The sequence below is a fragment of the Aeromonas sp. MTB genome, assembly GCF_056632455.1.
Genome location: NZ_CP147026.1, coordinates 3,639,692 through 3,666,455 on the forward strand (window position 1 = coordinate 3,639,692; position 26,764 = coordinate 3,666,455).

Below are 26,764 nucleotides of genomic sequence, written 5' to 3' on the forward strand. Positions count from 1 at the left end.
AATTTTTGAATCGTTTGAACAAGATACAACCAGGGCGGCTAAAAAGCCGCCCTGGTTGTTCATTAAAACGCCGATTCGACCTGCTTGGCTATGCGCTGAGCCATGTCACGCACCTGCTGTTCATGCTCCCCTTCGACCATGACCCGGATCAGCGGTTCGGTACCTGATTTACGCAACAGTACGCGACCACGACCAGCCAGCTCCTGTTCCACCTTGGCAACCTCAGCCATGACCGCATCAGCGGCCAGCGGATCCTTGCCTTCGGCAAAACGAACATTCACCAGCACCTGCGGGAACTTGCTCATGCCGGAGCGCAGCTTGGCCAGCGGCATCTCGGCGCTGCGCATGGCGGTAAGCACCTGCAAGGCGGCTACGATGCCATCACCCGTAGTGGTCTGATCCAGGCAGATTATGTGGCCGGAGTTCTCGCCACCGATACGCCAGCCCTTCTCTTCCATCATCTCCAGCACATAGCGGTCACCCACCTTGGCACGGGCAAACGGAATGCCCAGGGTTTGCAGCGCCAGCTCCAGACCCATGTTGGCCATCAGGGTGCCGACGACACCGCCTTTGAGGCGACCATTGCGCAGAGCATCGCGCGCGATGATATAGAGCACTTCATCACCGTCGATGAGATAGCCGGTATGGTCAACCATGATCAGACGATCACCATCGCCATCAAAGGCAACCCCCAGATCGGCCTTGCACTCCAGTACCTTGGCCACCAGAGCGTCAGGAGCAGTCGAACCGACACCATCGTTGATGTTGAGACCATCCGGGGCACAGCCCATGGTGATCACTTCGGCACCCAGTTCGCGGAAAACCGACGGCGCAATGTGGTAAGTGGCGCCGTGGCCACAGTCGACCACCATTTTCACCCCATCCAGATTCATGTGAGAGGGGAAGGTGCTCTTGCAGAATTCGATATAGCGACCGGCGGCATCATCAATGCGCACCGCTTTGCCAAGTTCGGCCGACTCGACACACTTGAGCTCGTGATCCAGCTCGGCTTCGATAGCCAGCTCGACATCATCGGGCAGCTTGGTGCCGTCGGCGGAGAAGAACTTGATGCCGTTGTCGTAGAAGGGGTTGTGGGAAGCACTGATGACGATGCCAGCTTCGGCACGGAAAGTGCGAGTCAGGTAGGCAACCGCCGGCGTGGGCATCGGCCCCATCAGAATGGCCTTGAGGCCTGCCGCGGAGAGCCCCGCTTCCAGCGCGGATTCCAGCATGTAACCGGAGATGCGGGTATCTTTGCCAATCAGCACCTTTTTAGTGCCCTTCTTGGAGAGCACTTTGCCGGCAGCCCAACCCAATTTCATTACAAAATCAGGGGTAATCGGGTATTCGCCAACCTTGCCGCGCACACCATCGGTACCGAAATACTTTCTTGCCATTGTCTGTTCTCTTTATTATCTGGAAATAAAATCTTGTCCCGTCATTGCCAGCCAACCGACGCGCAATGCGTCCATGGTCTCCCGTACATCGTGTACCCTGATGATGCGGGCCCCATGCTGCATGCCGATAAGGGCGCATGCCAGACTGCCCGCCAGACGCTCATCCACCGGACGGCCCAGCAGGTTGCCTATCATAGACTTTCGCGACATCCCCACCAATAGCGGTAAGCCATAATCAAGCAGTTCCTTTTGAGCCGCCAACAGCTGATAGTTGTGTGCAAGGGTTTTGCCAAAGCCATATCCCGGATCCAGCAACAGCTCTTCACGACGGATCCCGACCGCCAGACAAGCCGCAATACGCTCATCAAAGAAGGCGCGAACCTCCCCGATCAGGTCCTCATAGTGCGGCTCGACCTGCATGGTTCTCGGCTGCCCCTGCATATGCATCAGACAGACCGGAACCCGAGCTTCGGCCGCGGCTTGCAGTGCTCCAGGTTCTTGCAGTGCCCGCACATCGTTGATCAGATGGGCACCCGCCTTGCAACCCTCCCGCATCACAGCCGCTTTGGAGGTATCGAGGGAGATCATCACATCCAGCTCACGAACCATCTGCTCCACGACAGGAATGACCCTGTCCAGCTCCTCCTGCTCGCTCACATCGGGCGCACCAGGGCGGGTTGACTCGCCACCGATGTCGATGAGGGTCGCACCGTCAGAGACCATCTGGCGCGCATGGGCCATTGCCCGTTCAAACTGGTTGAAATGGCCGCCATCGGAGAAGGAGTCGGGCGTCACATTGAGGATCCCCATCACATGGGGACGATCGAGGGAGAGGCTGAGCCCCTTGCTGGTTAACTGCATTTTCATGTCCATCTGATAAAGAAAAACCCCGGGCAAGCCCGGGGTTTGGAGAGTCACAATTATTTGGCCGGAGCATCGTTGGCTTTGTCGATAGTGACATCCGCCACCGGTGCAGCCTCATCGGCAGGCTTGGCCTCGGCAGCCACGGTGGAACCACCTTGCGGGGTATCACCGTGCTCGTCATGCCAGTTGCTCGGAGCACGTACCTCGCGACGCGCCATCAGATCATCGATCTGCTTGGCATCGATGGTTTCGTACTTCATCAGCGCATCTTTCATGCTGTGCAACACGTCCATGTTATCCAGCAGGATCTGCTTGGAACGGGCGTAGTTGCGGTCGATGACCTGCTTGACTTCGGCATCGATAACGCGAGCGGTATCGTCGGACATGTGCTTGGCCTTGGCCATGCTGCGACCGAGGAACACCTCACCATCTTCTTCCGCGTAGAGCATTGGGCCGAGACGCTCGGACATACCCCACTGGGTCACCATCTTGCGTGCAATCTCGGTCGCTCGCTCGATGTCGTTGGAAGCACCGGTCGATACCTTCTCGGCACCATAGATCAGCTCTTCTGCCAGACGACCGCCATACAGACTGGAGATCATCGACTCCAGATGCTGCTTGGAGTGGCTCCAGCGATCCTGCTCCGGCAGATACATGGTCACACCCAGCGCACGACCGCGCGGAATGATGGAGACCTTGTAAACCGGGTCATGATCCGGAACCAGACGACCAATGATGGCGTGGCCAGCTTCATGATATGCAGTCATCTCTTTCTCGGACTCTTTCATCACCATGGAGCGGCGTTCCGCACCCATCATGATCTTGTCCTTGGCCTTCTCGAACTCGGCCATGGAGACCACTCGGCGGCTCTCACGGGCAGAGAAGAGGGCAGCTTCGTTGACCAGGTTGGCCAAATCCGCACCGGAGAAACCGGGAGTACCACGGGCAATCAGTGCCGGATTGACGTCATCCGCCAGCGGAACTTTGCGCATGTGCACTTTCAGGATCTGCTCACGACCACGGACATCAGGCAGACCGACCACCACCTGACGGTCGAAACGGCCCGGACGCAGCAGTGCCGGATCCAGTACGTCAGGACGGTTGGTGGCAGCGATGACGATAATGCCTTCATTGCCTTCAAAACCATCCATCTCGACCAGCATCTGGTTAAGGGTCTGCTCACGTTCATCGTGACCACCACCCAGACCGGCGCCACGCTGACGACCGACCGCATCAATTTCATCGATGAAGATGATGCAAGGGGAAGATTTCTTGGCCTGTTCGAACATGTCACGCACCCGGGAAGCACCGACACCAACGAACATCTCCACGAAATCGGAACCGGAGATGGTGAAGAACGGCACCTTGGCCTCGCCCGCAATAGCCTTGGCCAGCAAGGTCTTACCGGTACCGGGAGGACCAACCAGCAGCACACCGGTCGGGATCTTGCCGCCCAGTTTCTGGAATTTGCTCGGGTCGCGCAGATAGTCGACCAGCTCCTTCACCTCTTCCTTGGCTTCATCGCAACCTGCAACGTCAGCAAAGGTGGTCTTGATCTGATCTTCGCTCATCAGGCGAGCCTTGCTCTTGCCGAACGACATGGCACCTTTGCCACCGCCGCCCTGCATCTGACGCATGAAGAAGACCCAGACACCGATCAGCAGCAGCATCGGGAACCAGGAGATGAAGATAGAGGTCAACAGAGACGGCTCTTCCGGCTTCTCACCCATCACTTTGACATTGTGATTGAGCATGTCGTTGAGCAGCTGGGGATCCGGCGCCGGGATGATGGTGGTGAATCGTTCACCAGTACGCTTGACGCCATTAATGACCTTACCGTCCATCCGCACTTCACGGATCTGCTCTTGGGTCACCTCTTTAACGAAGCTGGAATAGTCCAGCTGGCGACTGGTGGTATCGCTGGGGCTGAAGCTATTGAACACCGACATCAAAACGACGGCGATGACCAGCCACAGGATTAAGTTTTTCGCCATGTCACTCAAATCAGTAACCTCGCAGACTGACAGTTAACGATGAAGGTTAGGGTACTACAGTTTAAAACCGGTAGCCACAATGTAGACTTCCCGTGATCTGGCACGGGATGAGTCTGGTTTACGAATTTTGACGGCGGAGAAAAGTTTACGAATTTCATTGAGATAGGCATCAAAGCCCTCTCCCTGAAACACCTTCACTACGAAACTGCCGTCACTACGCAATACCTGATTGCACATGTCCAGCGCCAGCTCGACCAGATACATGGCGCGAGCCTGATCCACCTGCTGGGTACCGCTCATGTTGGGCGCCATATCAGACATCACGACATCGACCTTGTCGGGACCCACTCGCTCCAGCAAGGCGCCGAGTACAGTTTCCTCCCGAAAGTCCCCTTGCAGGAAATCGACACCGGCAATGGGATCCATCGGCAAAATGTCACATGCGATGACGCGACCCGAATCACCAACCTGTTCAACCGCGAACTGGGACCAACCACCGGGGGCTGCACCCAAATCCACTACGGTCATGCCATGTTTCAGCAAGCGATCCTTGCCCTGGATCTCGTCAATCTTGAAAACAGCACGAGAACGCAGGCCCATTTTCTGGGCTTTTTTGACGTATTGATCGTCGAAATGTTCTTTTAACCAGCGAGTTGAACTGGGGGAACGTTTTTTCTGGGTCATGATAATCGACTTTAAAAAACCACAAGGGTTATTAGTATTAAGGGCTAAGTGGGGGTAGAATACGCCCCTTTCAACCCTGACTTATGAAGAAATTGCGATGATTCTCAACAATAAACAGAAACAGTACCTCAAGGGCCTTGCCCATAGCCTCAAGCCTGTCGTCCTGCTGGGTCAGCATGGTCTGACCGAAGGTGTACTGGCCGAGATCGATCTGGCACTGAACCATCACGAGCTGATCAAGGTTAAGGTTGCCTCTGAAGATCGCGAAATGAAACAACTGGTTATGGATGCTATCGTCCGTGAAACCGGTTCAATCAAGGTGCAAAGCATGGGTCATGTGCTGACCATTTATCGTCAAGCCAACGAACCCAAAATCCAGCTGCCCCGCAAGTAAAAGGAAAGAGCATCGCTCTTTCCTTATTCCACTTCTTCCCGAGTCGCTTGCCAAAGTAGTCGCAAAGCCCTTAACCTGCGATGAATACTTCCGGACACGCATTATGGCTCACCATCCTATTCTGACCGACGATGAGCTGGCCATGCTGCGGGACTTGGGGAGCAATCAGGACACCCATGTTCTGAGTGGTCACCTCGATGCCCCCATGCTTGGCTTGCTGCAAAAAGCCGAACACCTTGTACTCGAAGCCCGCTTCGCAGGCCATCAGCTGCGTTTTCCCCTGAGCTTTACCCAAGGGGAAGATGGCTTCGTCGAGCCCCGCTTATCTGCACCGGTCATCAGGGAACTGGGGTTTGCGCAACCGCGTGCCTGGCGTCTCACCCAAAAAGCCAAGCTTTGCAGCGAACTGGGCCTGTTTCAGGTACTCAGCCTCTCCCTCAACGGCCTCATCGTGGAAAATTTGCCAACCGACATGGTGGCCGATACCCCCATCAACGGCGAGCTCTGCATCGAGCAAGAGGACCCTCTTCCACTGCAGGGACGACTGGTAAGGCGCATCAAAGCCAATGCCGACCATGCCACTTGGGCACTGAGCTTTCAAATGAGCGAGAGCAACATCGAACGGCTGCGCCACTGGTTGTTTCAGCGTCATCAGGACGCCTTTACCGAGGCGTATCTGTCCTGATTTTTATCAATAATCATATAGATAAAGACAAACAGGGGAGCGCCAGCCCCCCTGTTTCATCGTCTGTAGCATTCGCTTAGATATAAGCGACTTCCAGTACTTCGTATTCCACATCACCGCCCGGCGTCTTGACGATTGCAACATCGTCCACTTCCTTGCCAATCAGGGCGCGGGCAATGGGGGAGTTGACAGAGATGAGGTTCTGTTTGATATCAGCCTCATCATCACCCACGATGCGGTAAACCACCTCTTCCTCTGTCTCGCTCTTGAGCAGAGTCACAGTCGCGCCAAAAATAACACGACCGTTGTTGGTCATCTTGGTGACATCGATCACCTGCGCATTGGAGAGCTTGGCTTCAATCTCCTGAATGCGACCTTCACAGAACCCCTGCTGCTCGCGAGCGGCATGGTATTCGGCGTTTTCCTTCAGATCGCCGTGCTCACGGGCATCGGCAATCGCTTCGATAATCTGGGGACGAAGCTCGGTCTTGAGATAATCGAGCTCTTCGCGCAGCTTCTCAGCGCCGCGAACAGTCATCGGAGTATGATTCATAGTCGAAACCTGGGTTGCTTGAAAATAGAAACTGCGGCCATCTGCAAGGAGGCCGCAGCAATCGGTTCGGATGAGGCATCTTAATATGAAGCCAACACAAAATCCACGTCAGCCCCCTGATGCAGATCCCACTTGCGTCATCGACATTCCCCTCGCTTACTTTCCTTCCGGTACGGAAATGGGGGCCGAAACAGTCGGTTTGCCCTGCATGATGGCGATCTCCACCCGCCGGTTCATCCGACGATTTTCCGGGGTGGTATTGGGCACCAATGGTTGGGAGTCCGCCATCCCCTGCACCACAAGTCGCCCCTGATCAAAACCGGGGACCTTCAGCATCTGGTGCGCCACCGCCACCGCCCGTTGCGACGACAGCTCCCAGTTTGACTGGAACAGCTCATCTTCGGTCGCCACGTTGTCGGTGTGACCGGAGATGGTGATTTCACCCGGCACATCCTTGAGCAGGGTCGCGACCTTGCGAATGACTGGCCAGAACTGTGGCTGCAGAAATGCCGAACCGGCCGGGAAAGACGCTTTTTCCCTGATCCGGATGATGATCTGCTGGCCCAGCGCCTCAATTTCGATGGCGCCATCCTGGATCTGATCTTTCATCTGCTCGGCGAGGGCTTTGGCCAGGGTATTGGACTGTTCTTGCGCCTTCTTCGCATCCTGCGCGGTATCGCCCCCCGTCTGTTTGCCATCACTCTTGTCCTGACCACCGGCCTGATCCGACTCGCCGGGCAGAAACTCCAGTTCGGTCTGGGTCAGATCGATGGTCTGCTGCATCACGGTATCAATCGGCGTGGGTTCCGGGCGACCGGGCCTGAACTCCTGGGCAATCACCGAGGTTCCCTTGGGAATATCTTTCACCTCAAGGATGTTCTGTACCCCGAATGCCTTGTCCATGGAACCGGCTATCTGCTTGAACTTCTGCACATCCATCTCGGCAAAAGAGAGCAATAGCACGAAGAAGCACATCAGCAGCGACATCAGGTCGGCAAAGGTTCCCATGTAACCAGGAAGACCTGGTGGTGGGCACTTGCAATCAGACATAGCGCCCCCTATTCGGTGCCAGTATTACGTTTGGACTGGTTCAGATAGTTTTGCAGCATGGACTGGATCACCCGCGGGTTCTGGCCATCCTGAATCCCCATAATGGCATCAAGGATCAGGGTACGACTGAGCTTCTCCTCTCCGCTGCGCAGCTCCAGCTTGTCGGCAATCGGGATCGCCAACATATTGGCCTCTATCGCACCGTACAGGGTGGTAAGCAAGGCCACCGCCATCGCCGGCCCGATCGACTTGGGGTCACTCATGTTGGCCAACATGGCCACCAGACCCACCAACGTACCTATCATCCCCATGGCAGGGCCCAGATCCCCAAGGGTACGGAAGACCTTGATGGCAATGACATGGCGCTCGGCTGTCAGGTCGATATCCTTTTCCATCACGGCGCGCACCACTTCGGCATCGTGACCATCCACCAGCATATCGATCCCTTTTTTCATAAATGCATTGGGGATCTCTGCGGCCTCCAGCGCAAGAAAGCCCCCTTTGCGAGCCGCGTCAGCCAGTTCAACGGCTTTGGTAATCAGGTCTTCAAGCTTGTCGCCCTTGTACATAAAGGCTTTACCCGCCACCTTGAATGCCATCAGGAACTGGCCAAGGTTGAACTTCATCATGGCGATGAAGATTGATCCCAATACAGTGATGTAGACCGATGGCATATCAACATACATGCTCATGGGGCCACCCAGCAGCATGCCGTACACCACCACCCCGAAACCCAGCACTATCCCTATCAGACTGCCTAGATCCACGTCCCTACTCCTGTCACCGGTTCTTATGTCTATTTATAGTCTGTTGAATTTTCTGCTATTGCGACCCATGCGGCAAGCATGCATCCACTGAGAATGATGGCTCATTATCGGCCAGTTTAGCGAGAGTTTGAGGGGGCAATGCTTTTCTGCCTCCCCCCTGTGGACGGTCGATGTTAATATAAGCCGTTTTTTTCAATCCCCGAGGATGGACATGGCCAGTAAAAAAATCGACCGTCTGAGTTTTGATGCCACTCTGGAAGAGCTGGAAACCATCGTTCATCAGCTGGAACAAGGTTCCCTACCCCTGGAAGAGGCACTCAAGCAGTTCGAGCAGGGCGTTCATCTGGTACGGGCCGGTCAGCAGAAGCTGGAACTGGCCGAACAGAAGATCCAGATCCTGCTCAGTCAAGCCGATGGCAGTGACCAGCTCGCCCCCTTCCAGCCAGAACAAGGAGAGGAGTGAGTGGCGCTGGACCATTTTTCCCGTCTGCATCGTCAGCGTATTGACGACTGTCTGTCAGCACAACTTGAATCCTTGCCCGCCATGGCGCCGCGCCTGCGCGATGCCATGAGTTATGGCCTGCTGCTGGGCGGCAAGCGGGTTCGCCCGTTTCTGGTCTACGCGGTCGGCGAGATGCTGGGCGTCAAGAGCGAACTGCTGGATGGCCCCGCGGCTGCCGTGGAGTGCATCCACGCTTACTCCCTGCTACACGATGACCTGCCCGCCATGGATAACGACGACCTGCGTCGTGGTCAGCCAACCGTTCACAAGGCGTTTGACGAAGGAACCGCTATTCTGGCCGGTGATGCGCTGCAGACCCTGGCGTTCTCCATTCTGGCCGATCACCCCATGCCCGATACCTTGATGGCCAACCGGGTGCGGATGCTGAGTACCCTCGCCCGTGCCTCCGGCTATCTGGGTATGTGTGGCGGTCAGGCGCTGGATCTGCAGGCCGAAGGGCGCCAGATCACGCTTGCCGAACTGGAGCAGGTACACCGCCACAAGACCGGTGCGCTGATTGAATGCGCCGTGACGCTCGGCGCCCTGTGCAAAGCCGATGTCGATGACGACACGCTGGCTGCCCTGCAAACCTATGCCGCCGCGATTGGCCTCGCCTTTCAGGTGCAGGATGACATCCTCGACATCACAGGTGATACCGCCACCCTGGGCAAGCCGCAAGGTTCTGACCTGGCGCTGGAGAAAAGTACCTATCCGGCCCTGCTCGGACTCGAAAATGCCCGTGAGCTGGCTCGCGAACTGCATGGGAAAGCCTTAACAGCCCTGCAATCCTTGCCCTACAATACCGACATTCTGGAAGCGTTTGCCGATTACATCATCGAGCGAACCCACTAAACGCTGGATAACAGTAACAATATGAGCGTTGATATTAGCAATTTCCCCAACCTGGCCCTCGCGGACACTCCGGTCGAGCTGCGTTCCTTGCCCAAAGATCGGCTGCCGGTGCTGTGCAACGAGCTGCGCGAATATCTGCTGCGCTCAGTCAGCCGCTCCAGCGGACACTTTGCCTCCGGTCTCGGCACGGTCGAACTGACCGTCGCCCTGCACTACGTCTACAACACCCCGTTCGATCGGCTGATCTGGGATGTGGGCCATCAGGCCTATCCCCACAAGATCCTGACTGGGCGCCGTGACCAGATCCACACCATCCGGCAGAAGGATGGCCTGCACCCCTTCCCCTGGCGTGGCGAGAGCGAGTATGACGTGCTCTCCGTCGGCCACTCCAGCACCTCCATCGGTGCGGCGCTCGGTATGGCGGTCGCCGCCGAGAGTGAAGGGCTGGGTCGCAAGGTGGTGGCGGTGATCGGTGACGGTGCCATTACCGCAGGGATGGCCTTTGAAGCGCTCAACCACGCCGGCGATGTCCATAAAGACATGCTGGTGATCCTCAACGACAACGAGATGTCCATCTCCGAGAATGTCGGGGCGCTGAACAACCATCTGGCCCGGGTCATGTCCGGCAAGCTCTATACCACCATCCGCGAAGGTGGCAAGAAGGTGCTGGCGGGTCTGCCGCCGGTCAAGGAGCTGGCCAAGCGGGCCGAAGAGCACCTCAAGGGGATGGTGGTGCCCGGCACCCTGTTCGAGGAGTTCGGCTTCAACTATATCGGCCCCATCGACGGTCACGATATCGAGGCGCTGGTCGAGACCCTGCGCAACATGCGCAACCTCAAGGGCCCGCAGCTGCTGCACGTCAAGACCAAGAAGGGCAAGGGTTACGAGCCGGCGGAGAAAGACCCTATCGGTTATCACGCCGTGCCCAAGTTCAATCCTGACGATTGCTCCCTGCCCAAGGCGAGCAGCGCCAAACCCACCTTCTCCGCCATCTTTGGCCAGTGGCTGTGCGACATGGCTGCCAAAGACGAGAAGCTGGTTGGCATCACCCCCGCCATGCGCGAAGGTTCCGGGCTGGTGAAATTCAGCCAGCAGTATCCGGATCGCTACTTCGATGTGGCCATTGCCGAGCAGCATGCAGTCACGTTCGCTGCGGGTCTTGCCATCGCCGACAAGAAGCCGGTGGTGGCTATCTATTCGAGCTTCCTGCAGCGCGCCTACGATCAGGTGATCCACGACGTAGCGCTGCAAGATCTGCCGGTGCTATTCGCCATCGACCGGGCCGGTCTGGTGGGCGCCGATGGCCCGACCCATCAGGGGGCGTTCGACATCAGCTTCCTGCGCACCGTGCCCAACATGGTAGTGATGACGCCATCTGATGAGAACGAGTGCCGCCAGATGCTCTATACCGGCTATATCCATCAGGGCCCTGCCGCAGTACGTTACCCGCGCGGCAGCAGCCTGAGCGATACGCCCATCTCGTCAGAGATGCAGGCACTGGAGCTTGGCAAGGGACGCATTATTCGAGAGGGCAAAGGCACAGCTATTCTGGCCTTTGGCACCCTGCTGCACCACGCGAAAGCGGCGGCCGAAGCACTGGATGCCACCCTGGTGGATATGCGCTTCGTCAAGCCGATGGATGAGGCGCTGGTGCTGTCGCTGGCGGCCAGCCACGATCACTTCGTCACCATCGAAGACAACGCCATCATGGGCGGCGCCGGTTCGGCGGTGAACGAACTGCTGATGCGCAGCAAACAGTGCAAGCCGGTGCTCAACCTCGGCCTGCCGGATCGCTTCGTCGAACAGGGCACCCAGCAGGAGATCTATGCCCTGCTCGGTCTGGACGATGCTGGCATCCAGCGCAGCATCGAAAGCTGGCTGCAAGCCTGACGAGACACGAACAGCTCAGAAAGTGCGTGTCACCATGATGTGATGCAATAGACAGGAAAATTCAGTAACGGTTCGAAAAAATCCCCAGGTAATGCCTGGGGATTTTTTTAAGATGACAGCAGAGTGTGACTACTGTTGTGACGATACCGAATCGACAGCTCTTAGTTACACCCTTCGGCAGATGTTGAGTTCAGATAGGTCACCTCATTGGACGGTTGATAATCGGCCACGTTGATCACCTTCTTGATCTCGATGAACTCTTTCAGCACGGCTGCATCCACCAAGCCGGCATTGATGGTATCGATCTTCGGATAGCCGTCACCACCAGAGGCGCTGAAGCTCGGGATCGCGAAGCTGTAGGTTGCTGCCGGATCAAACGCCTTGCCACCGATACTGGTGATATTGACGCTCTTGGCCTGGCAATCTACCGCCATGTTGATACCGCCAAACTGGGCATAACCACCGGTATTGCGAGTCTTGCTTGCCACCTGGCCCAGATAGGTCGCCAGATCGCTTCCCTTCATGACAGCCTTGTTGACCGTGTTGCCAAACGGGTGCACCAGCAGCACGCTGCGGTAGGTGATATCACCGGCCGGGATGCTGTCGCGCACACCGCCTGAGTTGACGATACCAAAGTCGACACCCAGCTTGCTGCTGGTCGCAGTGGTGATGAGGCGACCCAGGTTGGTCTGCTTGTTGCGAACCGAGTTGCGATCACCAACCAGCAAGCCATCTGCCGAGCCAATGACGACATTCAACTCTTGCTGACCTTTCTCCTGATAACCCAGCAGGGTGTTATACAGCTCGGGATCCTTGGTGATCTCGTCCTGTACGAACTGCATCTTGGCTGGATCCTTGGTCACGGCGCCGTTGGCATCGATCGCCTCGCCCTTGGCGTTGCGCTTGATCAGGTTGACCGGGATCAGGTCATAGCTGGTCAGGGTCAATTTGCCATTCTGGTACTCAAACTGGGCACGGCCCACATACTTGCCCCACTCGTGAGCCTGCATGATCCAGGTACCGTTCTGCTGATCTGGCTGGCAGTTATCACCCGGTTTGAAATTGGCGTACTTGTTGGTGGTGCCCGGCTCCATACAGACCGGATTCTGGGAGTGGCCACCAATGATGGCATCCAGAGTCCCTGCCGGCAGTGCACGAGCCATCTCTACATCGCCCGGCGCATTGCTGCCGTGCTGACCATTCTCGTAATGGCCCATGTGAGTGATGGCGAAGACCAGATTGGCCTCCTTGTTGCTGCGGATCTGCTGGCCCAGTTTGGCCGCCTCGCTGGTCGGATCGCGGAACTCCAGGGTCTGCACGTTGTTGGGATCCACCAGCTGGGCGGTATCCTCGGTGGTCAGACCCAGTACGGCGACCTTGAGACCGCTCTCCAGCTTGAACACCTTGTAGGGGTCAAAGTAGTGTTTGCCACTGGCCTTGTCATAGATGTTGGCCGAGAGCATAGGGAACTGGGCCCACTTGCGCTGCTTCTCCAGCACGCTGAGGGGGTTGTCGAATTCATGGTTGCCCACCGCCATGGCATCGTAGCGAATGTTGTTCATCGCCATGAAGTCAGGCTCGGCATCCTGCAGATCGGACTCCGGCACGCCGGTATTCACATCACCACCGGAGAGAACCAGTACGTCACTGCCAGCAGCCTTGGCATCGGCACGCAGCTGTTCGACCAGAGTCTTCTGGGCAGCCATACCGTACTCATTTTCAGCGTTGTGCCAGAAACGGCCGTGGGTATCGTTGGTGTGCAGTATGGTCAGTTTGCAGACATTTTCGGTGCAGGGTGCAACGGTGTCATTGGTCGAGGTATTACAGCCAGTCAGTGCAGCAAGCACGGCCAGTGCCACGCCGCCTTTGATAAAGTTATTATTCATTTCCATATCACCTTGATTGTTTTGTTATTTATCAACCCTGTCCAGCGGGTCGGGCGCCAATATAACAAACAACAGATGACCGTTTTTCATCGATGACTCACAAATTCTGCTAATTGTGATCTTCGGCCCAACATCCGGCTTCCTGCTGATTTATCAGGTTTTTTGTTGAGCAGTCACTCACTTGCGTCCCTCCCGCACCAAGGAGGCGCCACCCGGACGCGCCTTTATGGCATACTCCCCAGCCAGCCATGCCCGAGGAGATGATTTGATGGCCAAGTACGACAAGATTTCCCCCGAGACCCAGCAGGAGGCGATGAAAATTGCCCGTGCCAACCAGAAGCCGGGGCAGACCAAGGAGCAGACCCAGCTTATCGCGCAAGGGATCCAGAAAGGCATCGACGAATACAAGAAACAGATGAAGGCGCGGGCCCGCGAAGCGAGCCGCCAGAAAAAATTGCAGGCCAAAGCCAGGCAGCCACAGGGCGCTCCACAACCCGCAGATCAAGACGATCAGCTGGAGCTGGTTGAAGTAAGCCATCAGCATCCCCTGCCCTGGATCTTGCTGGTGCTGAGCTGGCTGGGATTTGCGGCAGCCTGTTTCTGGTTGCACTAAGACGCGCTAGCAAACCTTTATCCGGGATCCTCTTCACAGCCCGGGCCCGAGCTGCTGGTGATTACCTGCGAAGAGTGATTAAATCCCGCGCCTCTTGCACCGGACAACCGGTTTTTTGACGATCAGTTTTCAGGAAAGATGTTATGAACCCCGCTCCGCTCTATCTGCTGGCCCCTTTTGTACTGTTCCTTGTGACCATGCTGCTCTATCGCATTTCGCCGCTGCGGGCGGTCGCCGCCGGCGGGGTACGCTGGTTTATCCTCCCCGCCTTCACCCTGTTTATTTTGCTGATCATCATCAACGGTGCCGCCGATCCCGCCCTGCGTGATCCGGCATTCCACTGGTTGATGCCGGGCCTTGGCTTTGCCCTGAGCCTGTTCCCGGCCCTGCCCAAGGCGTTGGTGCCACGGCTCGCCATCAAAGAGGGGGCCTTTGCCGCCCTCGGTCTGATGCTGATGAGCCTGGCCATGGTCTACTGACCAACCGGCCACAGCCGTTAACATGACTCAAGGGGCGCTCTGTGACGGGCACCCCTTGTACAAACAATGGCCTGCAGGCATCTTGGTGACAGGATAACCAGCAAGGAGGCCAGATGGACAATCCGCCCGATTTCATGGCGCTGTGGGATTATCAGGATCCCGCCGCCAGCGCCCTGCGTTTTCACACCCTTCTTCCCGAAGCGCGTGCCGCCGCCGACCTGCAACTCGAACTGGAGTTGCTGACCCAAATTGCCCGCACCCATTCACTGCAGCGCCAGTTTGCCGAAGCCCATCAGCTGCTCGACGAGATAGAGCCTCGCCTCACAGATAAAACCCCCAGAGCGCGGATCAGGGCCCTGCTGGAGCGAGGCCGCACCTTTAACTCGGCGGGCGACAAAGCCAGTGCCAAACCGCTGTTTGAACAAGCCTGGCAATGGGGGCTCAAGGAGAAAGAAACCTATCTCGCCATCGACGCCGCTCACATGATCGCCATCGCCGCACCACTGGAAGAGCAGAGCCGCTGGCATCAACTGGCGATGGAGCTGGCGGAACGCAGCAGTGACGAGAAGGTGCGTGGCTGGCTTGCCCCCCTTTACAACAATCAGGGCTGGACCCTGTTCGAATTGGGCCGCTTTGATGAGGCGAAAATCCAGCAACAGAAGTGCCTGGCCTGGCATCTGCAACATAACCAGCCGGCCAAGGCGTTTATCGCTCGCTGGAGTCTGGCTCGCCTGACCCGGGCCCAGGGTCAGCACCAGCAGGCACTGGCAGAGCTGCACCAGCTCAAGGCCGATATGGCCGAGGCTGGCGAACCAGAGGATGGTTATCTGTTCGAGGAGCTGGGGGAGAATGCCTTGGTGCTGGACGATCCGCTGGCCGCGGAATACTTCTCCCGCGCCTGGTTTCTGTTGTCGCAGGACCGCTGGTTCAGCGCCAACGAGGGGGAGCGACTGGCCCGCCTCAAACACCTCGCCAAACTCTGATCCCCCAAAATAGCAAGGGCGGCACGCTAGCCGCCCTCTCTGCTGGCAAGATGGTTCAGGCCCGATTGGACTCCTCCCACCCCTGCTTTTTACGATAAATGGTGGAGGGGCTGATCTCGAGCAGGGCCGCCGCCTTGGGAATGTTGCCGTCACAGCTGGCGATGGCCTGTTCGATCACCTCTTTCTCCACCAGCCAGAGCGGACGAATTGGCCCGTTGGCCACCCCGGTGGCTGCCGGAGCCGATGCCACCGCTGCCGCAATCGCAGCCGGCAGCTGGGGACGAACCCCATTGAGCGGTGGCGGCAGAATATCCGGGCTCACCAGCTCCTTGTCGTTGAGCACCACGATATTGCGCACCACGTTTTGCAGCTCGCGTACGTTGCCAGGCCAGGGGTAGTCGAGCAGCACTCGTGCCGCCTCGACATCGAAATCCTTGAAGCGTTTGTTCTCCTCCTTGGCGTAGCTCTGCAGCAGGGTACGCGCCAGCAGCAGGATATCCTCGCCCCGCTCCCGCAGCGGCGGCAGAGTGAGGGGAATGACGTGGAGCCGATAGTAGAGATCCTCGCGAAAACGGCCCGCTTTCACCTCCACCAGCGGATCCCGGTTGGTGGCGCAGATAAAGCGCACATCCACCGTCTCGAGCTTGCCGCTGCCGACTCGCTGCACTGTGCCGGTCTGGATGAAGCGCAGCAGCTTGCTCTGCAGGTCGAGATCCATCTCGCAGATCTCGTCGAGAAACAGGGTGCCACCATCGGCCAGACTGGCCGCCCCCTTGCGATCCCCCTGGGCGCCGGTAAAAGAGCCCTTCACATGACCGAAGATCTCGCTCTCCATCAAATCGTGGGGAATGGCGGCGCAGTTGAGGGCAATAAAGGGCTGTTCGCTGCGGGGACTGCACTGGTGAATCGCCTCGGCACACACCTCTTTGCCGGTGCCGCTTTCGCCAGTGATAAAGACGGTCGCCTTGCTGGGCGCAGCGCTCTCGATGATGCGATAGACCGCCTGCATCGACATGGAGGCACCGATAAAGCCGAAAAACGAGCTGCGCTCGAAGTTCTCCCGATAGTGGGCAACCAGCGAGCTCAACTGCTGGTGTTTCAAGGCATTGCGAACGGTGGCGCAGAGCCGCTTGCTGTCAAACGGCTTGGTCAGAAAATCGAAGGCACCGAGGCGCATCGCCTCCACCGCCACATCCACCGAGCCGTGGGCGGTGATCACCACCACCGAGCAGGGCAACTGCTGTTCGGTGATCATCTGCAGAATATCCATACCGGACATATCCGGCAGCTCCAGATCCAGCAGCACCACGGGGGGAGGACTTGCCAGCAACTGCGCCAACGCCTGCTGACCACAATCGGCCAGCACCACCTCATACCCCTCCTGGCGCAGGTACTGTTCATAGACCACCGCCAGACTACGGGTATCTTCCACCAGCAGGACACGCGATTTATTTTCAGCCACTGGACTCATCCTTGTATTTGATTCTGCGATCTATTTTGCCTTATTTTCGCGCGCAAACCCAACGCCAAGACAGCTCTGTTATCCCGCGATTGCAGGGAATACACAAGTAAAAACGGCTCCTTAAGGAGCCGTTTTTAACTACAAGAAGGGATTACTTCTTGGCGTCGTCTGCAGTCGGCTTCTCGATAGCCAGCAGCTCAACGTCAAACACCAGCACGGCGTTCGCCGGGATGGAGCCTGCACCGTGCTCGCCATAAGCCAGCTTGGACGGCAGGAAGAACTTGAACTTGGAGCCAACCGGCATCAGCTGAACACCTTCAGTCCAACCCGGGATAACCTGGTTGAGCGGGAAGGTAGCCGGCTCGCCGCGATCGACGGAGCTGTCGAACTTGGTGCCGTCGGTCAGGGTACCGGTGTAGTGAACCTTGACGATATCGGTAGATTTCGGCTTGGCGCCAGTGCCCATCTTCTCGACCACGTATTGCAGGCCGGATTCAGTGCTCTTAACACCCTCTTTCTTGGCGTTGGCAGCCAGGAACTCTTCGCCCTTCTTCAGATTCTCAACGGCATCTTTCTCGGCCTTGGCCTTGGTCAGCTCATTGATCTTGGCGTCATAATCCTGCAGTACCTTCTGGATCTCTTCATCAGTCATCTTGGCTTCTTTGCCCAGACCGTCAGTCACCCCTTTCAGGATCACGGCGTTGTCCAGTTTGATGCCCAGTTCCTGCTGACGCTCCAGGGTATTGGCGATGTAACGACCCATGGAGAGGCCAATTGCGTAGCCAGATTGCTCTTCAAAGCTCTTGGCTTCGGCCTTGGTCGCCTCTGCCGGCTTGCTGGCTTCAGCCTTCACTTCGGCGGTATTGGCCGCAGCAGGCTTCTCGTCTTTTTGGCAAGCAGTCAGACCGACGGCAACGGCCGCCGCCAACAGGGACACCTTCAGAAATTTGTTCATCAGTTTCTCCAAACTCCAAATACCGCTCTCGGTTCCATCGTGAAATGAGAGGTTTATCGTGATAAGCGCCTTATACTAACGCCGTGATCGCAGGTAACAAAAGCGTGAGACCGCAAAAATGATAAAAAGTGCCATTTATCTGGTGAGCCTCTGTTTAATGCTCACCGGTTGCGAGCAAAGCTCCCAACCCAACCAGCAAATGACCCTCGCCAGCACGGGTCTGCTGACCGCAGATCTCTCCAGTGATGGCAAGCAGGCCATCGTCTCCAGCATCAGCCAGGGCATCATCGTCTGGGATCTGGAACAGAACCGTCAACGCTGGCGCTGGAAGCAATCCGACTCTGCGGAAGATCTGGTATTCATTACCCGCTTTTCCGAAGGCAACAGCCATGCCGTCACCGCCACCCCAGACACCTTTGCTACCTGGCGGCTGAACGACGGGCAATCACAAGGCTACTACTCACTTCCTGAATCCAGGCTGAGGGACATCGCGCTCTCTGCCGACGGTCGTTATGTGCTGATCGGGCGGGAAGATGGCAAGGCCGAGTGGCTCGATACCCGAAGTGGTCGTCGCCTGCAGTTTCTGGGGCACACCGAACAGGTCAATACGGTGGATCTCTCCGCCAACGGTCGCTACGCCCTGACCGGCGGCAACGACTATAGCGCCTATCTGTGGGATACCCGTAGCGGGCAGGTGATCTGGCGCTTCAACCATGGTGGCCGGGTGATCATGGCCAGACTGGAGCCGAGCGGCCGCTACGCCTTCACCGCCGACAGCAGCCGGGCCAGCATCTGGGATCTGAAAACCGGCAAGGAGGTGAGTCAGCTGCAATATGATCACCGCTTCGAGGTCTACACCAGCGCCCGCTTTGCCAACGATGGCAAGTGGCTCATCACCGGCGCCCCTTCCCGTCAGCTATCCCTGTGGCAAGTGAGCGATGGTGCCCTGCTGCAGAGCTGGCGCGTCTCGCCGCAACCCAAGGTGAAACCGCCCAGCGCAGTGGTCTACGGCGTCGCTTTGCGCGACAATAGCCACCTTGTCAGTGCCAGCTCCAGTGGTCTGGCCGAAATCTGGACAATCAAGTAAGGACCCGAAGGCCCATGAGTCAGCAACTTAACGATCGCATCGAAACCCTGGAAACCCGTCTCGCCTATGCGGAGTACACCATAGAGCAGCTCAACGACGAGGTAACCACCCAGGGCCGTGAACTCGATCGGCTCAAATACCAGATCCAGCTGCTGATCGACAAACTACAAAGCGTACAGCCCAGCCAGATTGCCAGCATGGCCGAAGAGACCCCGCCGCCGCACTATTGATGGGTGCGCAATCAACAAGCTGTATGCTCAAGACCAATAAAAATCCGAAACCGGCTAAACCGGTTTCGGATTTTTTTATCCAAATGCTCTGACAGCTGCGACTCGGCGCCTCAGAATCAGCCCGCGTTAACCTTTGTAGATCTTGGGGTTAAACACATCCCGCAGCCAGTCACCCAGCAGGTTGATGACCAGCACCAGCACCACCAGACAGATACCCGGGAAGGCGGTGATCCACCAGGAGCCGGAGAAGATGTAGTTGAAGCCGACGCTGATAAGCGAACCGAGCGAGGGCTGATCAACCGGCATTCCCAGCCCGAGGAAGGAGAGCGCCGCCTCGCTCATGATGGCGTTGGCCACCTGCACGGTGGAGATCACCAGAATGGGCGACAGGCAGTTGGGCAGAATGTGGCGGAACATGATGCGCGGGGCGCGGAACCCCATCACCTTGGCCGCTTCCACATACTCCTTCTTCTTCTCCGCCAGCACAGAGGCGCGCACAGTACGGGCGTACTGCGGCCACTCTGCAATACCGATGATCACCACCAGCATCATGATGGCGAACTTCGAGTAGAACTCGGAGCCAAAGGTTGCCTGAAAGATGGCAGAGATGATGATCGCCACCATCATGGTGGAGAACGACAGCTGCACATCGGCAAAGCGCATCAACAGGTTGTCGATGCGGCCACCGAAGTAACCGGCAATCAGACCGATGACGATACCGAGCACCAGCTGCAGCGCCACCGCAAACAGGCCGATGGTGAGGGAGATACGGGCGCCATAGAGAATGGTGCTCCAGATATCCCGCCCCTGGTTGTCGGTACCGAGCCAGAAACGCTCCTCGCCGCCTTCCAGCCAGGAGGGGGGCAACTCGGCATCCATCAGATCAAAACTGGTCTGGTCATAGACGTTGTGCGGGGCGAGCCAGGGCGCCAGCAGCGCCGCCAGCACAAATACCACGAACACCGCAAAGCTGAACATGGCTACCTTGTCCCGCAGGAAGTAGTAGACGATGTCAGAGTTCTTAAATCGTGCCCAACGGCTTGGGCTTGCAGTTACAGCATTAGTCATCTGTTACCCCTTGGCGGTCAGGTTAACGGTCGGGTTAATCAACCCGTAGAGCAGATCGACCAGGGTATTGGTCACCACGAAGATCAGTCCCACGAAGATGACGTAGGCGGTGATGAGGGGCGTATCGACCCGGTGGATCGCCTCAAGGAACAGGAAGCCGGTGCCCGGCCACTGGAACACGCTCTCGGTCAGAATGGTGTAGGCCACCATGGTGCCGATCTGCACCCCGCCGACGGTAATGACCGGCAGCATGGTGTTCTTCAGAGCGTGCTGATAGTAGACCTTGTTGTTGTCCAGCCCCTTGGCTCGGGCGAACTTGACGTATTCGGAGGAGAGCTGCTCCAGCATCTCGGAGCGCACCAACCGGATAAACAGCGGCAGCATGATGGAAGAGAGCGACACCGCGGGCAGGATCAGGTGCAGGATGCCGTCCCAGGTAAAGAAGCCCGACTCCCAGCCCAGCAGGTTACGGGTCTCGCCGCGGCCATAGGCCGGCAGCCAGCCCAGCTGGATGGAGAAGAGGTACATCAGCATGATGGCGGTCAAAAATACCGGGATCGAGATACCGATACTGCTCCCTGCCATGATGATCTTGGTGGGAATGCTGCGCGGGCGGATCGCCGAATAGACACCGAGTGGAATGGAGACCACCACGATGATGAGCGCGGCGGCAAACACCAGCTCAAGGGTAGCCACCAGCTTGTCGAGGATCACCTCGAGAGCGGGTCGCTTGAAGAAATAGGAGGTGCCCAAATCCCCATGCACCGCATTTTTCAAAAAGCGGCTGTATTTGATGAGGAAGGGATCGTTAAGGCCCATCTTCTCGCGCAACTCGTGACGCTGGGCTTCGGAGACGGATTGTCCCACCAGCTCGCGCAACGGATCACCCAGGTTGTCCTGGATGGAGAAGGCGACCAGGCTGATGACGAACATCACTATCACGGCCTGATAGAACCGTTTCAGCAGGAATGTAAACATGCTTGTCCTTCTACGTGGCCTGTGTCGTGGCACAGGCTTCTGTTAGTGGGCGGAGTGGCCAGCTGACCACCCCGCCCCGTCCTTCCTTGCGACGTTCTCTTACTTGCTGACCACCAGGTCACCCAGGTAAGGGAAGTTCATCACGTTGACCACCGGCTTGATGTCGACGTTCTTCTTGGCGCCATAGGCCAGATCTTCCCAATGCAACGGCACGTAGGCAGCATCTTCGATCAGCATGGCTTCGACCTTTTTCAGCATCTCGGCACGCTTGGCCGGATCGGTCTCGGCGTTGGCATCCATCACCAGCTTGTCAGCTTCGGCGTTGGCATAACCGGCGCAGTTGTACTGACCCATACCGGTCTTGGCGTCCTTGGTGAAGGTCAGGAACTCGAAGAAGTTCGCGGTATCTTCGGTGTCGGAGTGCCAGCCAATCAGCTGCATGTCCGCGGCGCACTTGTCAAACTCAGGCCAGTACTGGGCCACCGGCATGGTCTTCAGATCCACCTTGATGTTGATCTTGGCCAGCATGGCAGAAACAGCCTGGGCAATCTTGACATCGTTGACGTAGCGGGCAGCCGGGGAGATGAAGGTCATCTTGAAGCCTTTCTCGTAACCGGCCTCTTTCATCAGCTCCTTGGCCTTGGCCAGATCATACTGGGGTACCAGCGCCTCGTTGTGACCGGCATAGCCTTTCGGGCTCAGCTGACCAGCAGGGGTACCGAAGCCCTTGTTGATCTTCTCGACGATACCCACCTGGTTGATGGCGTAGTTGATGGCCTGACGTACACGCTTGTCTTTCAGTGCCGGGTTGGTGTTCTGGTTCAGCTCGATGATGATGGCGCGGGTACCGGACAGGGTGACCAGCTGGGAGTCCTTGCCATTCTTCACGCGCTCCAGATCGTTCGGCGCAACCGGATAGATCATGTCCACATCGCCACCCAGCAGGGCTGCAACACGGGTCGCATCTTCCTTGATCGGCACCACGGTCAGGTTCTCGACGTTACCCTTGGAGGCTTTATCCCAGTAGTTGGCGTTGCGGGCATAATCCAGCTTCACACCCTGCTCGCGGAACTTTACGGTGAACGGGCCAGTACCGGAGACATTGGTCGAGGCAAAGGAGTCACCATTCTTGACGATCTCGGCCTTGTCTTTGCCCGCTTCGGTCTTGCCGGTGTAGAACTTGGAGTCCATCGGGAAGATGTAGGTGACGGTCTGCAGCACCAGCGGGAACGGCTTGGCGGTGATCAGATCGACGGTGTAGTCATCTACCTTCTTCACTTCGCTGATGGGATCGAAGATCGCCTTGAAGTCGACGGAGGATTTCAGGCGGTTGACGGTCCACACCACGTCGTCTGCGGTGAAGTCGTTACCGGAGTGGAACTTGACCCCTTTGCGCAGGTGGAAGCGGACAGTCTTGTCATCGACACGCTCGAACTTCTCGGCCAGACGGGGCTCGAACTGCAAGTCCTGGGTGTAACGCATCAGGGGATCGAATACCAGGTGCGACATCTCCAGGGTCTGACCGGAGAGCTGCTCCTGCGGATCCAGCGAAGTGGCGTCAGAAGCGACACCCACCTTGATATCAGCGGCTGAGACACTGAAGGCGAAACCGGCGGCAAACAGCGCCAGGGCAATCTTGGACAATCCTTTCTTCATCTTGTTCTCCATGCTTTTGGCTTTCTTATGACACTTTTTTTGACAAGCAGACCGGCGCACCGGCGCTCTCCTAGCTTGCGATTTCCAGCCCCTCGCGGGACATTCCCTTGAACTCCGGCATGAGGGAGATCAGCTTGCGGCTGTACTCATGCTCGGCATTGGTAAAGAGTTTCTCGGTCTCGGCCACTTCCACCAAATGGCCGTGCTGCATCACTCCGATGCGGTCGCACATCTGGCGGATCACCGGCAGATCGTGGCTGATAAACAGCATGGTGAGCTTGAGCTCCTGCTGCAGATCCTTGAGCAGGTTGAGGATCTGGGCCTGCACCGACACATCCAGCGCCGAGGTCGGCTCGTCGCAGATAAGGAAGCGCGGGCGAGTGGCCAGGGCGCGGGCAATGGAGATGCGCTGGCGCTGGCCGCCAGAGAACTCGTGGGGATACTTGAGGCCAGCACCACGACCGAGACCCACGTGATCCAGCAGATCGCCGACAATCCCCTCAATCTGGCTCTCGCTGCTCGCCAGCTGATGGAAGCGGATCGGCTCGGCAATGATGTCGCGCACCTTCATCCGCGGGTTCATCGACGAATAGGGGTTCTGGAACACCATCTGCATCTGGCGACGCAGTGGGCGACGCTCGCGCTCGCTCTTGAGGGCGGTCAGATCGATCCCCTCAAAGAAGATTTTGCCGGTATCAGGCGGATAGAGACCGGTGATGGCGCGGGCAATGGTCGATTTGCCGGAGCCCGACTCCCCCACCAGACCGAAGGTCTCCCCTTCGAAGATCTCGAAGCTGATGTTGTTGCAGGCGCGCACATACTGGCGGCGGCTCGGGAAGATGGAGTCCTTGGTGACGAACTTCAGATCGACGTTCTCCACCCGCAGCAGCGCCCCTTCATAGGCACGCTCGTCCTGACTCTGGCCGAGCCAGTGGGTCTTGAGGTCGATATTGGTATCCGGCGCACTGGCATCCTCGATATAGGAGACCAGCGGGAAGCGCACCAGCTTCACGTCAGAGCGGGGGACCGCCGAGATGAGGCTGCGGGTGTAGGGGTGATTGGGGCTGCCCAGCACCTGTTCGGTCAGGCCGAACTCCACCAGATCGCCGCGATACATCACCGCCACCTTGTCGGTCACGTTGGAGACCACCCCCATATCGTGGGTCACCAGCATGCAGCCCACCTGACGCTCTTTGCAGAGGGCGCGGATAAGCTGGAGGATCTGATCCTGAATGGAGACGTCGAGCGCCGTGGTCGGCTCATCGGCGATGATCAGCTCCGGATCGCAGGAGAGCGCGATGGCGATAACCACCCGCTGACGCATGCCACCGGAAAACTGGTGTGGGTACTGCTTGATGCGCAGCTCCGGACTCGGGATCCCCACTGCCCCCATCAGCTCCAATGCCTTGGCAAAAGCGGCTTCGCGAGAGAGGTCGGTATTGGCCAGAATGGTCTCCACCAGCTGATGCTCAACGGTGAACAGCGGGTTGAGGGAGGTCATGGGGTCCTGGAATATGAACCCGATACGGGAGCCACGGATGGCCCGCATCTCGTTCTGGCTCTTGCCGGAGATGAGCTCGCCATTGAGATAGATATCACCACGGGCGATGCGACCCGGCGGGCTCAGGAGATCGATAACGGCGTTGCCGATGGTGGACTTGCCGGCGCCGGATTCACCGACCACCCCGACAATCTCACCCTTTTCGATAGAGAAAGAGAGATCCTTCACCGCGGCCAGTACCCCGTAGCGGGAGGGGTACTCGATCCGCAAGTTCTTTACTTCGAGCAAGGACATGTTTACCTCTGCGGGGGACATCCGTCCCAAATAATTCGTCCGTAAATCAGCCGCAGATGCCGGTTGTTACCTTGGGCAATATTTGCTCAATCCATGAGGCAGCGAAACCAGCGATCCGGGCGGGTTTTTTGCATTTTTTTGGAATAACCCGCGAGTAACTTAGACGGTTTGACCACGGGTGTAAATGATTGAGTTATACAATTCCGCAATGTTTTGTGCAGATAACCACCAATTCGTCAGAGATAAATGATGATTTTCATCACACAAATGGCCGGTGCGTCCGTACATCTATTGGTATCATTACTTTAATTTCAACAACAACGCAACAAGCAGCATTTATCACTATTTCCAAAACAATCACCAGCCCCGAATGAGTAGTGAATATTTATGTGAAATGGATGATAAACGGCAGCATATGCCGATGAATGAAAATTAAGCAGATATAAATCGGGGGATGCAAGAACAGTCATCCCCCGGAAGATGGCTCTCAACCGAGCCAGAATGCCAGTAATTGCATACAAAACAGGGCGAACAGGCCGGCGATCAGATCGTCCAGCATGATGCCCAGGCCACCGTGGATCCGGCGATCAAACCAGGAGATGGGCCAAGGCTTGAGCACATCAAACAACCGGAACAGCGCGAAGCCCGCCACCACCCACTCCCAACCGGCTGGCGCTGCGATCATGGTGACGCCAAAACCGATCACCTCGTCCCAGACGACGGCGCCGTGATCCGGCATGCCGATGGCATCGGTGGCGCTCTGGCAGATACGGATCCCCACAACAAAACCCACCGCCAGCAAGGCGATAAACCATTGGGTCGGCAGCCCGCTCACCAGCAGGTAGAGCGGAATGGCCACCAGGGTGCCCATGGTGCCCGGCGCCTTGGGGCTGAGACCGGAACCAAACCCCACCGCCAAAAAATGAAGCGGATTTTTCAGATCCAGTCGTTTCAGCTCGGGCTTTATCCTGAACAAACTCATGCGAAGTGATCCCACCCTTTCAGTTGCAACTCGACCGCCTGGTCGCCACGCAGGTACTCGATGCCCGGCTCACCCGCCACGATGCGGCCGATGCGGCTGAACTTGACCCCGCTGTGGGCCAGCGCCGTATCGAGCGCGCCGCGGTGCTCCTCTGGTACGGTGAAGCAGAGCTCGTAGTCATCGCCACCGGCCAGCGCCAGTTGCCACGCCTCCTGCTCGCTCACCGCATCCTGCAGCACCGGTGAGAGCGGCAGCAGATCGAGATCGATCTGGGCCCGCACGCCGGAGGCCTTGAGGATATGGCCGAGATCCGATGCCAGCCCATCGGAGAGATCCAGCGCACTGCCCGCCAGCCCGCGCAGGGCCTGACCGGCCAGAATACGGGGATGGGGGTGGTCGAGCCGTGGCAGCACCGCAGCCAGCTGGTTCTCGTTGAGGGTGCGTTTGCCCAGCAGGTGGGAGAGCGCCAGCGCGGCATCTCCCAGAGTGCCGGTCACATAGATGCCGTCACCGGCTTTGGCACCGCTGCGCATCAGGGCGCGACCGGCAGGCACCGATCCCTTCACCGAGATAGTGATGGAGAGTGGTCCGCGGGTCATGTCTCCGCCCACCAGCGCCACGTTGTAGTACTCGGCCAGCTCCAGAAACCCTTCGGCAAAACCGGCAACCCAACCTTCGTTGATGGCAGGCAGAGTCAGCGCCAGCGACACCCAGCGCGGCTCGGCCCCCATGGCGGCGAGATCGGAGAGATTGACCGCCAGCGCCTTGTAGCCGAGATCCACCGGATCCATGTCGGGAAAGAAGTGTACGCCGCTCACCAGAGTGTCGGTGCTCACCGCCAGCTGGGTATCGGGGGGCAGGGTCAGCAGGGCACAGTCATCTCCAGGGCCCATCACCACGTCCTTGCGGGCGTGGGGAACCTTGAAGTACTTATCAATCAGCTCAAATTCACCCATAC

Annotated in this window: 26 protein-coding genes; 10 read left to right on the forward strand and 16 right to left on the reverse strand. The window is 57.7% G+C overall.

What is annotated here, in order from left to right; genetic code table 11:
- Positions 1 to 62: 62 nt before the first annotated feature.
- The 4 genes from glmM to rlmE are packed head-to-tail and all read right to left on the reverse strand — an operon-like array spanning position 63 to position 4,939.
- Complete coding sequence (gene glmM, locus WBR25_RS16545) at positions 63 to 1,397, reverse strand: phosphoglucosamine mutase (RefSeq protein WP_005338823.1); 1,335 nt, start codon at positions 1,395 to 1,397, stop codon at positions 63 to 65.
- 15 nt (positions 1,398 to 1,412) lie between these two features.
- Positions 1,413 to 2,258 carry a dihydropteroate synthase gene (gene folP, locus WBR25_RS16550; RefSeq protein ID WP_368192409.1) on the reverse strand — a complete coding sequence of 282 codons (846 nt, stop codon included), beginning with the start codon at positions 2,256 to 2,258 and terminating at the stop codon, positions 1,413 to 1,415.
- Positions 2,259 to 2,317: 59 nt separating this feature from the next.
- Positions 2,318 to 4,264, reverse strand: coding sequence for an ATP-dependent zinc metalloprotease FtsH (ftsH, locus tag WBR25_RS16555; RefSeq protein WP_042060094.1), 1,947 nt, complete (start codon positions 4,262 to 4,264; stop codon positions 2,318 to 2,320).
- A gap of 45 nt (positions 4,265 to 4,309) precedes the next feature.
- Positions 4,310 to 4,939 (reverse strand): 23S rRNA (uridine(2552)-2'-O)-methyltransferase RlmE, encoded by a 630-nt coding sequence (gene rlmE, locus WBR25_RS16560; protein WP_005338828.1) that lies wholly within the window; start codon positions 4,937 to 4,939, stop codon positions 4,310 to 4,312.
- 97 nt (positions 4,940 to 5,036) lie between these two features.
- Here rlmE and yhbY point away from each other — a divergent pair, with 97 nt between their 5' ends.
- Complete coding sequence (gene yhbY, locus WBR25_RS16565; RefSeq protein WP_005338829.1) at positions 5,037 to 5,333, forward strand: ribosome assembly RNA-binding protein YhbY; 297 nt, start codon at positions 5,037 to 5,039, stop codon at positions 5,331 to 5,333.
- A 103-nt stretch (positions 5,334 to 5,436) separates the two neighbouring features.
- Positions 5,437 to 6,018: a hypothetical protein gene (locus WBR25_RS16570; protein ID WP_042080640.1), complete on the forward strand. Its 582-nt coding sequence runs from the start codon at positions 5,437 to 5,439 to the stop codon at positions 6,016 to 6,018.
- Positions 6,019 to 6,094: 76 nt separating this feature from the next.
- Here the strand turns inward: WBR25_RS16570 and greA are convergent, their stop codons facing one another.
- From greA to pomA, 3 genes are all read right to left on the reverse strand, one after another.
- A complete protein-coding gene (greA, locus tag WBR25_RS16575; protein ID WP_005338833.1) occupies positions 6,095 to 6,571 on the reverse strand; it encodes a transcription elongation factor GreA in 477 nt (158 codons plus the stop codon).
- Positions 6,572 to 6,727: 156 nt separating this feature from the next.
- Positions 6,728 to 7,621, reverse strand: a complete 894-nt coding sequence (locus tag WBR25_RS16580) for a flagellar motor protein MotB (RefSeq protein ID WP_005349528.1) — start codon at positions 7,619 to 7,621, stop codon at positions 6,728 to 6,730.
- 8 nt (positions 7,622 to 7,629) lie between these two features.
- Positions 7,630 to 8,388 (reverse strand): flagellar motor protein PomA, encoded by a 759-nt coding sequence (gene pomA / locus WBR25_RS16585; RefSeq protein WP_005349525.1) that lies wholly within the window; start codon positions 8,386 to 8,388, stop codon positions 7,630 to 7,632.
- 211 nt (positions 8,389 to 8,599) lie between these two features.
- Here pomA and xseB point away from each other — a divergent pair, with 211 nt between their 5' ends.
- Genes xseB through dxs form a run of 3 tightly spaced genes read left to right on the forward strand, consistent with a single transcriptional unit; the run spans position 8,600 to position 11,632 of the window.
- Complete coding sequence (gene xseB, locus WBR25_RS16590) at positions 8,600 to 8,851, forward strand: exodeoxyribonuclease VII small subunit (protein ID WP_005338838.1); 252 nt, start codon at positions 8,600 to 8,602, stop codon at positions 8,849 to 8,851.
- Positions 8,852 to 9,742 (forward strand): (2E,6E)-farnesyl diphosphate synthase, encoded by an 891-nt coding sequence (gene ispA, locus WBR25_RS16595; protein WP_479748654.1) that lies wholly within the window; start codon positions 8,852 to 8,854, stop codon positions 9,740 to 9,742. It abuts the gene before it with no gap.
- A gap of 21 nt (positions 9,743 to 9,763) precedes the next feature.
- Positions 9,764 to 11,632, forward strand: a complete 1,869-nt coding sequence (gene dxs, locus WBR25_RS16600; protein ID WP_479748656.1) for a 1-deoxy-D-xylulose-5-phosphate synthase — start codon at positions 9,764 to 9,766, stop codon at positions 11,630 to 11,632.
- A gap of 161 nt (positions 11,633 to 11,793) precedes the next feature.
- On the opposite strand, the gene ushA is transcribed toward dxs, so the two are convergent.
- The gene (gene ushA, locus WBR25_RS16605) at positions 11,794 to 13,518 is read right to left on the reverse strand and encodes a bifunctional UDP-sugar hydrolase/5'-nucleotidase UshA (RefSeq protein ID WP_236271693.1); all 1,725 of its coding nucleotides are present in this window, start codon (positions 13,516 to 13,518) and stop codon (positions 11,794 to 11,796) included.
- A gap of 268 nt (positions 13,519 to 13,786) precedes the next feature.
- Here ushA and WBR25_RS16610 point away from each other — a divergent pair, with 268 nt between their 5' ends.
- The 3 genes from WBR25_RS16610 to WBR25_RS16620 all read left to right on the forward strand — a co-directional run bounded on the left by WBR25_RS16610 (position 13,787) and on the right by WBR25_RS16620 (position 15,593).
- Positions 13,787 to 14,131 (forward strand): DUF2956 domain-containing protein, encoded by a 345-nt coding sequence (locus WBR25_RS16610; protein WP_323906718.1) that lies wholly within the window; start codon positions 13,787 to 13,789, stop codon positions 14,129 to 14,131.
- A 143-nt stretch (positions 14,132 to 14,274) separates the two neighbouring features.
- On the forward strand, positions 14,275 to 14,610 hold the full coding sequence (locus WBR25_RS16615) for a hypothetical protein (protein WP_005358483.1): 336 nt from the start codon (positions 14,275 to 14,277) through the stop codon (positions 14,608 to 14,610).
- A 113-nt stretch (positions 14,611 to 14,723) separates the two neighbouring features.
- Positions 14,724 to 15,593, forward strand: a complete 870-nt coding sequence (locus WBR25_RS16620) for a tetratricopeptide repeat protein (protein WP_479748659.1) — start codon at positions 14,724 to 14,726, stop codon at positions 15,591 to 15,593.
- 55 nt (positions 15,594 to 15,648) lie between these two features.
- Here the strand turns inward: WBR25_RS16620 and WBR25_RS16625 are convergent, their stop codons facing one another.
- Together WBR25_RS16625 and fkpA are read right to left on the reverse strand one after the other, a co-directional pair.
- Entirely contained in the window at positions 15,649 to 17,055 is a 1,407-nt protein-coding gene (locus WBR25_RS16625; protein WP_005348258.1) for a sigma-54-dependent transcriptional regulator, read from the reverse strand.
- 151 nt (positions 17,056 to 17,206) lie between these two features.
- Positions 17,207 to 18,010 carry an FKBP-type peptidyl-prolyl cis-trans isomerase gene (fkpA, locus tag WBR25_RS16630; RefSeq protein ID WP_005335283.1) on the reverse strand — a complete coding sequence of 268 codons (804 nt, stop codon included), beginning with the start codon at positions 18,008 to 18,010 and terminating at the stop codon, positions 17,207 to 17,209.
- 118 nt (positions 18,011 to 18,128) lie between these two features.
- Here fkpA and WBR25_RS16635 point away from each other — a divergent pair, with 118 nt between their 5' ends.
- Both WBR25_RS16635 and WBR25_RS16640 read left to right on the forward strand, forming a co-directional pair.
- Positions 18,129 to 19,097, forward strand: a complete 969-nt coding sequence (locus tag WBR25_RS16635; RefSeq protein ID WP_005349516.1) for a WD40 repeat domain-containing protein — start codon at positions 18,129 to 18,131, stop codon at positions 19,095 to 19,097.
- A 14-nt stretch (positions 19,098 to 19,111) separates the two neighbouring features.
- Positions 19,112 to 19,327 carry a SlyX family protein gene (locus WBR25_RS16640; protein ID WP_005335285.1) on the forward strand — a complete coding sequence of 72 codons (216 nt, stop codon included), beginning with the start codon at positions 19,112 to 19,114 and terminating at the stop codon, positions 19,325 to 19,327.
- A gap of 126 nt (positions 19,328 to 19,453) precedes the next feature.
- On the opposite strand, the gene WBR25_RS16645 is transcribed toward WBR25_RS16640, so the two are convergent.
- The 6 genes from WBR25_RS16645 to thiL all read right to left on the reverse strand — a co-directional run bounded on the left by WBR25_RS16645 (position 19,454) and on the right by thiL (position 26,762).
- Entirely contained in the window at positions 19,454 to 20,395 is a 942-nt protein-coding gene (locus tag WBR25_RS16645) for an ABC transporter permease (protein WP_019445927.1), read from the reverse strand.
- A 3-nt stretch (positions 20,396 to 20,398) separates the two neighbouring features.
- Positions 20,399 to 21,373 (reverse strand): ABC transporter permease, encoded by a 975-nt coding sequence (locus WBR25_RS16650; RefSeq protein WP_005349514.1) that lies wholly within the window; start codon positions 21,371 to 21,373, stop codon positions 20,399 to 20,401.
- 99 nt (positions 21,374 to 21,472) lie between these two features.
- Positions 21,473 to 23,029, reverse strand: a complete 1,557-nt coding sequence (locus tag WBR25_RS16655; protein WP_139472032.1) for an ABC transporter substrate-binding protein — start codon at positions 23,027 to 23,029, stop codon at positions 21,473 to 21,475.
- Between the two features lie 70 nt (positions 23,030 to 23,099).
- On the reverse strand, positions 23,100 to 24,824 hold the full coding sequence (locus WBR25_RS16660) for a dipeptide ABC transporter ATP-binding protein (protein ID WP_167556690.1): 1,725 nt from the start codon (positions 24,822 to 24,824) through the stop codon (positions 23,100 to 23,102).
- Positions 24,825 to 25,311: 487 nt separating this feature from the next.
- Entirely contained in the window at positions 25,312 to 25,806 is a 495-nt protein-coding gene (locus tag WBR25_RS16665; RefSeq protein WP_201952506.1) for a phosphatidylglycerophosphatase A family protein, read from the reverse strand.
- Complete coding sequence (gene thiL, locus WBR25_RS16670; protein ID WP_031227625.1) at positions 25,803 to 26,762, reverse strand: thiamine-phosphate kinase; 960 nt, start codon at positions 26,760 to 26,762, stop codon at positions 25,803 to 25,805. Before thiL ends, WBR25_RS16665 begins: the two co-directional genes overlap by 4 nt.
- Between the last annotated feature and the right edge of the window lie 2 nt (positions 26,763 to 26,764).

What these genes read in the sequence shown, in the direction of transcription:
- yhbY (WP_005338829.1), top strand. Translation starts at nt 5,037, where the DNA reads ATGATTCTCAACAATAAACAGAAACAGTACCTCAAGGGCCTTGCCCAT.
- WBR25_RS16635 (WP_005349516.1), top strand. Translation starts at nt 18,129, where the DNA reads ATGATAAAAAGTGCCATTTATCTGGTGAGCCTCTGTTTAATGCTCACC.
- WBR25_RS16580 (WP_005349528.1), bottom strand. Translation starts at nt 7,621, where the DNA reads ATGTCTGATTGCAAGTGCCCACCACCAGGTCTTCCTGGTTACATGGGA.
- WBR25_RS16645 (WP_019445927.1), bottom strand. Translation starts at nt 20,395, where the DNA reads ATGACTAATGCTGTAACTGCAAGCCCAAGCCGTTGGGCACGATTTAAG.
- WBR25_RS16650 (WP_005349514.1), bottom strand. Translation starts at nt 21,373, where the DNA reads ATGTTTACATTCCTGCTGAAACGGTTCTATCAGGCCGTGATAGTGATG.
- WBR25_RS16610 (WP_323906718.1), top strand. Translation starts at nt 13,787, where the DNA reads ATGGCCAAGTACGACAAGATTTCCCCCGAGACCCAGCAGGAGGCGATG.
- xseB (WP_005338838.1), top strand. Translation starts at nt 8,600, where the DNA reads ATGGCCAGTAAAAAAATCGACCGTCTGAGTTTTGATGCCACTCTGGAA.
- rlmE (WP_005338828.1), bottom strand. Translation starts at nt 4,939, where the DNA reads ATGACCCAGAAAAAACGTTCCCCCAGTTCAACTCGCTGGTTAAAAGAA.
- WBR25_RS16570 (WP_042080640.1), top strand. Translation starts at nt 5,437, where the DNA reads ATGGCTCACCATCCTATTCTGACCGACGATGAGCTGGCCATGCTGCGG.
- WBR25_RS16620 (WP_479748659.1), top strand. Translation starts at nt 14,724, where the DNA reads ATGGACAATCCGCCCGATTTCATGGCGCTGTGGGATTATCAGGATCCC.
- glmM (WP_005338823.1), bottom strand. Translation starts at nt 1,397, where the DNA reads ATGGCAAGAAAGTATTTCGGTACCGATGGTGTGCGCGGCAAGGTTGGC.
- folP (WP_368192409.1), bottom strand. Translation starts at nt 2,258, where the DNA reads ATGCAGTTAACCAGCAAGGGGCTCAGCCTCTCCCTCGATCGTCCCCAT.
- WBR25_RS16640 (WP_005335285.1), top strand. Translation starts at nt 19,112, where the DNA reads ATGAGTCAGCAACTTAACGATCGCATCGAAACCCTGGAAACCCGTCTC.
- WBR25_RS16615 (WP_005358483.1), top strand. Translation starts at nt 14,275, where the DNA reads ATGAACCCCGCTCCGCTCTATCTGCTGGCCCCTTTTGTACTGTTCCTT.
- thiL (WP_031227625.1), bottom strand. Translation starts at nt 26,762, where the DNA reads ATGGGTGAATTTGAGCTGATTGATAAGTACTTCAAGGTTCCCCACGCC.
- ushA (WP_236271693.1), bottom strand. Translation starts at nt 13,518, where the DNA reads ATGAATAATAACTTTATCAAAGGCGGCGTGGCACTGGCCGTGCTTGCT.
- greA (WP_005338833.1), bottom strand. Translation starts at nt 6,571, where the DNA reads ATGAATCATACTCCGATGACTGTTCGCGGCGCTGAGAAGCTGCGCGAA.
- dxs (WP_479748656.1), top strand. Translation starts at nt 9,764, where the DNA reads ATGAGCGTTGATATTAGCAATTTCCCCAACCTGGCCCTCGCGGACACT.
- WBR25_RS16660 (WP_167556690.1), bottom strand. Translation starts at nt 24,824, where the DNA reads ATGTCCTTGCTCGAAGTAAAGAACTTGCGGATCGAGTACCCCTCCCGC.
- WBR25_RS16655 (WP_139472032.1), bottom strand. Translation starts at nt 23,029, where the DNA reads ATGAAGAAAGGATTGTCCAAGATTGCCCTGGCGCTGTTTGCCGCCGGT.
- fkpA (WP_005335283.1), bottom strand. Translation starts at nt 18,010, where the DNA reads ATGAACAAATTTCTGAAGGTGTCCCTGTTGGCGGCGGCCGTTGCCGTC.
- WBR25_RS16665 (WP_201952506.1), bottom strand. Translation starts at nt 25,806, where the DNA reads ATGAGTTTGTTCAGGATAAAGCCCGAGCTGAAACGACTGGATCTGAAA.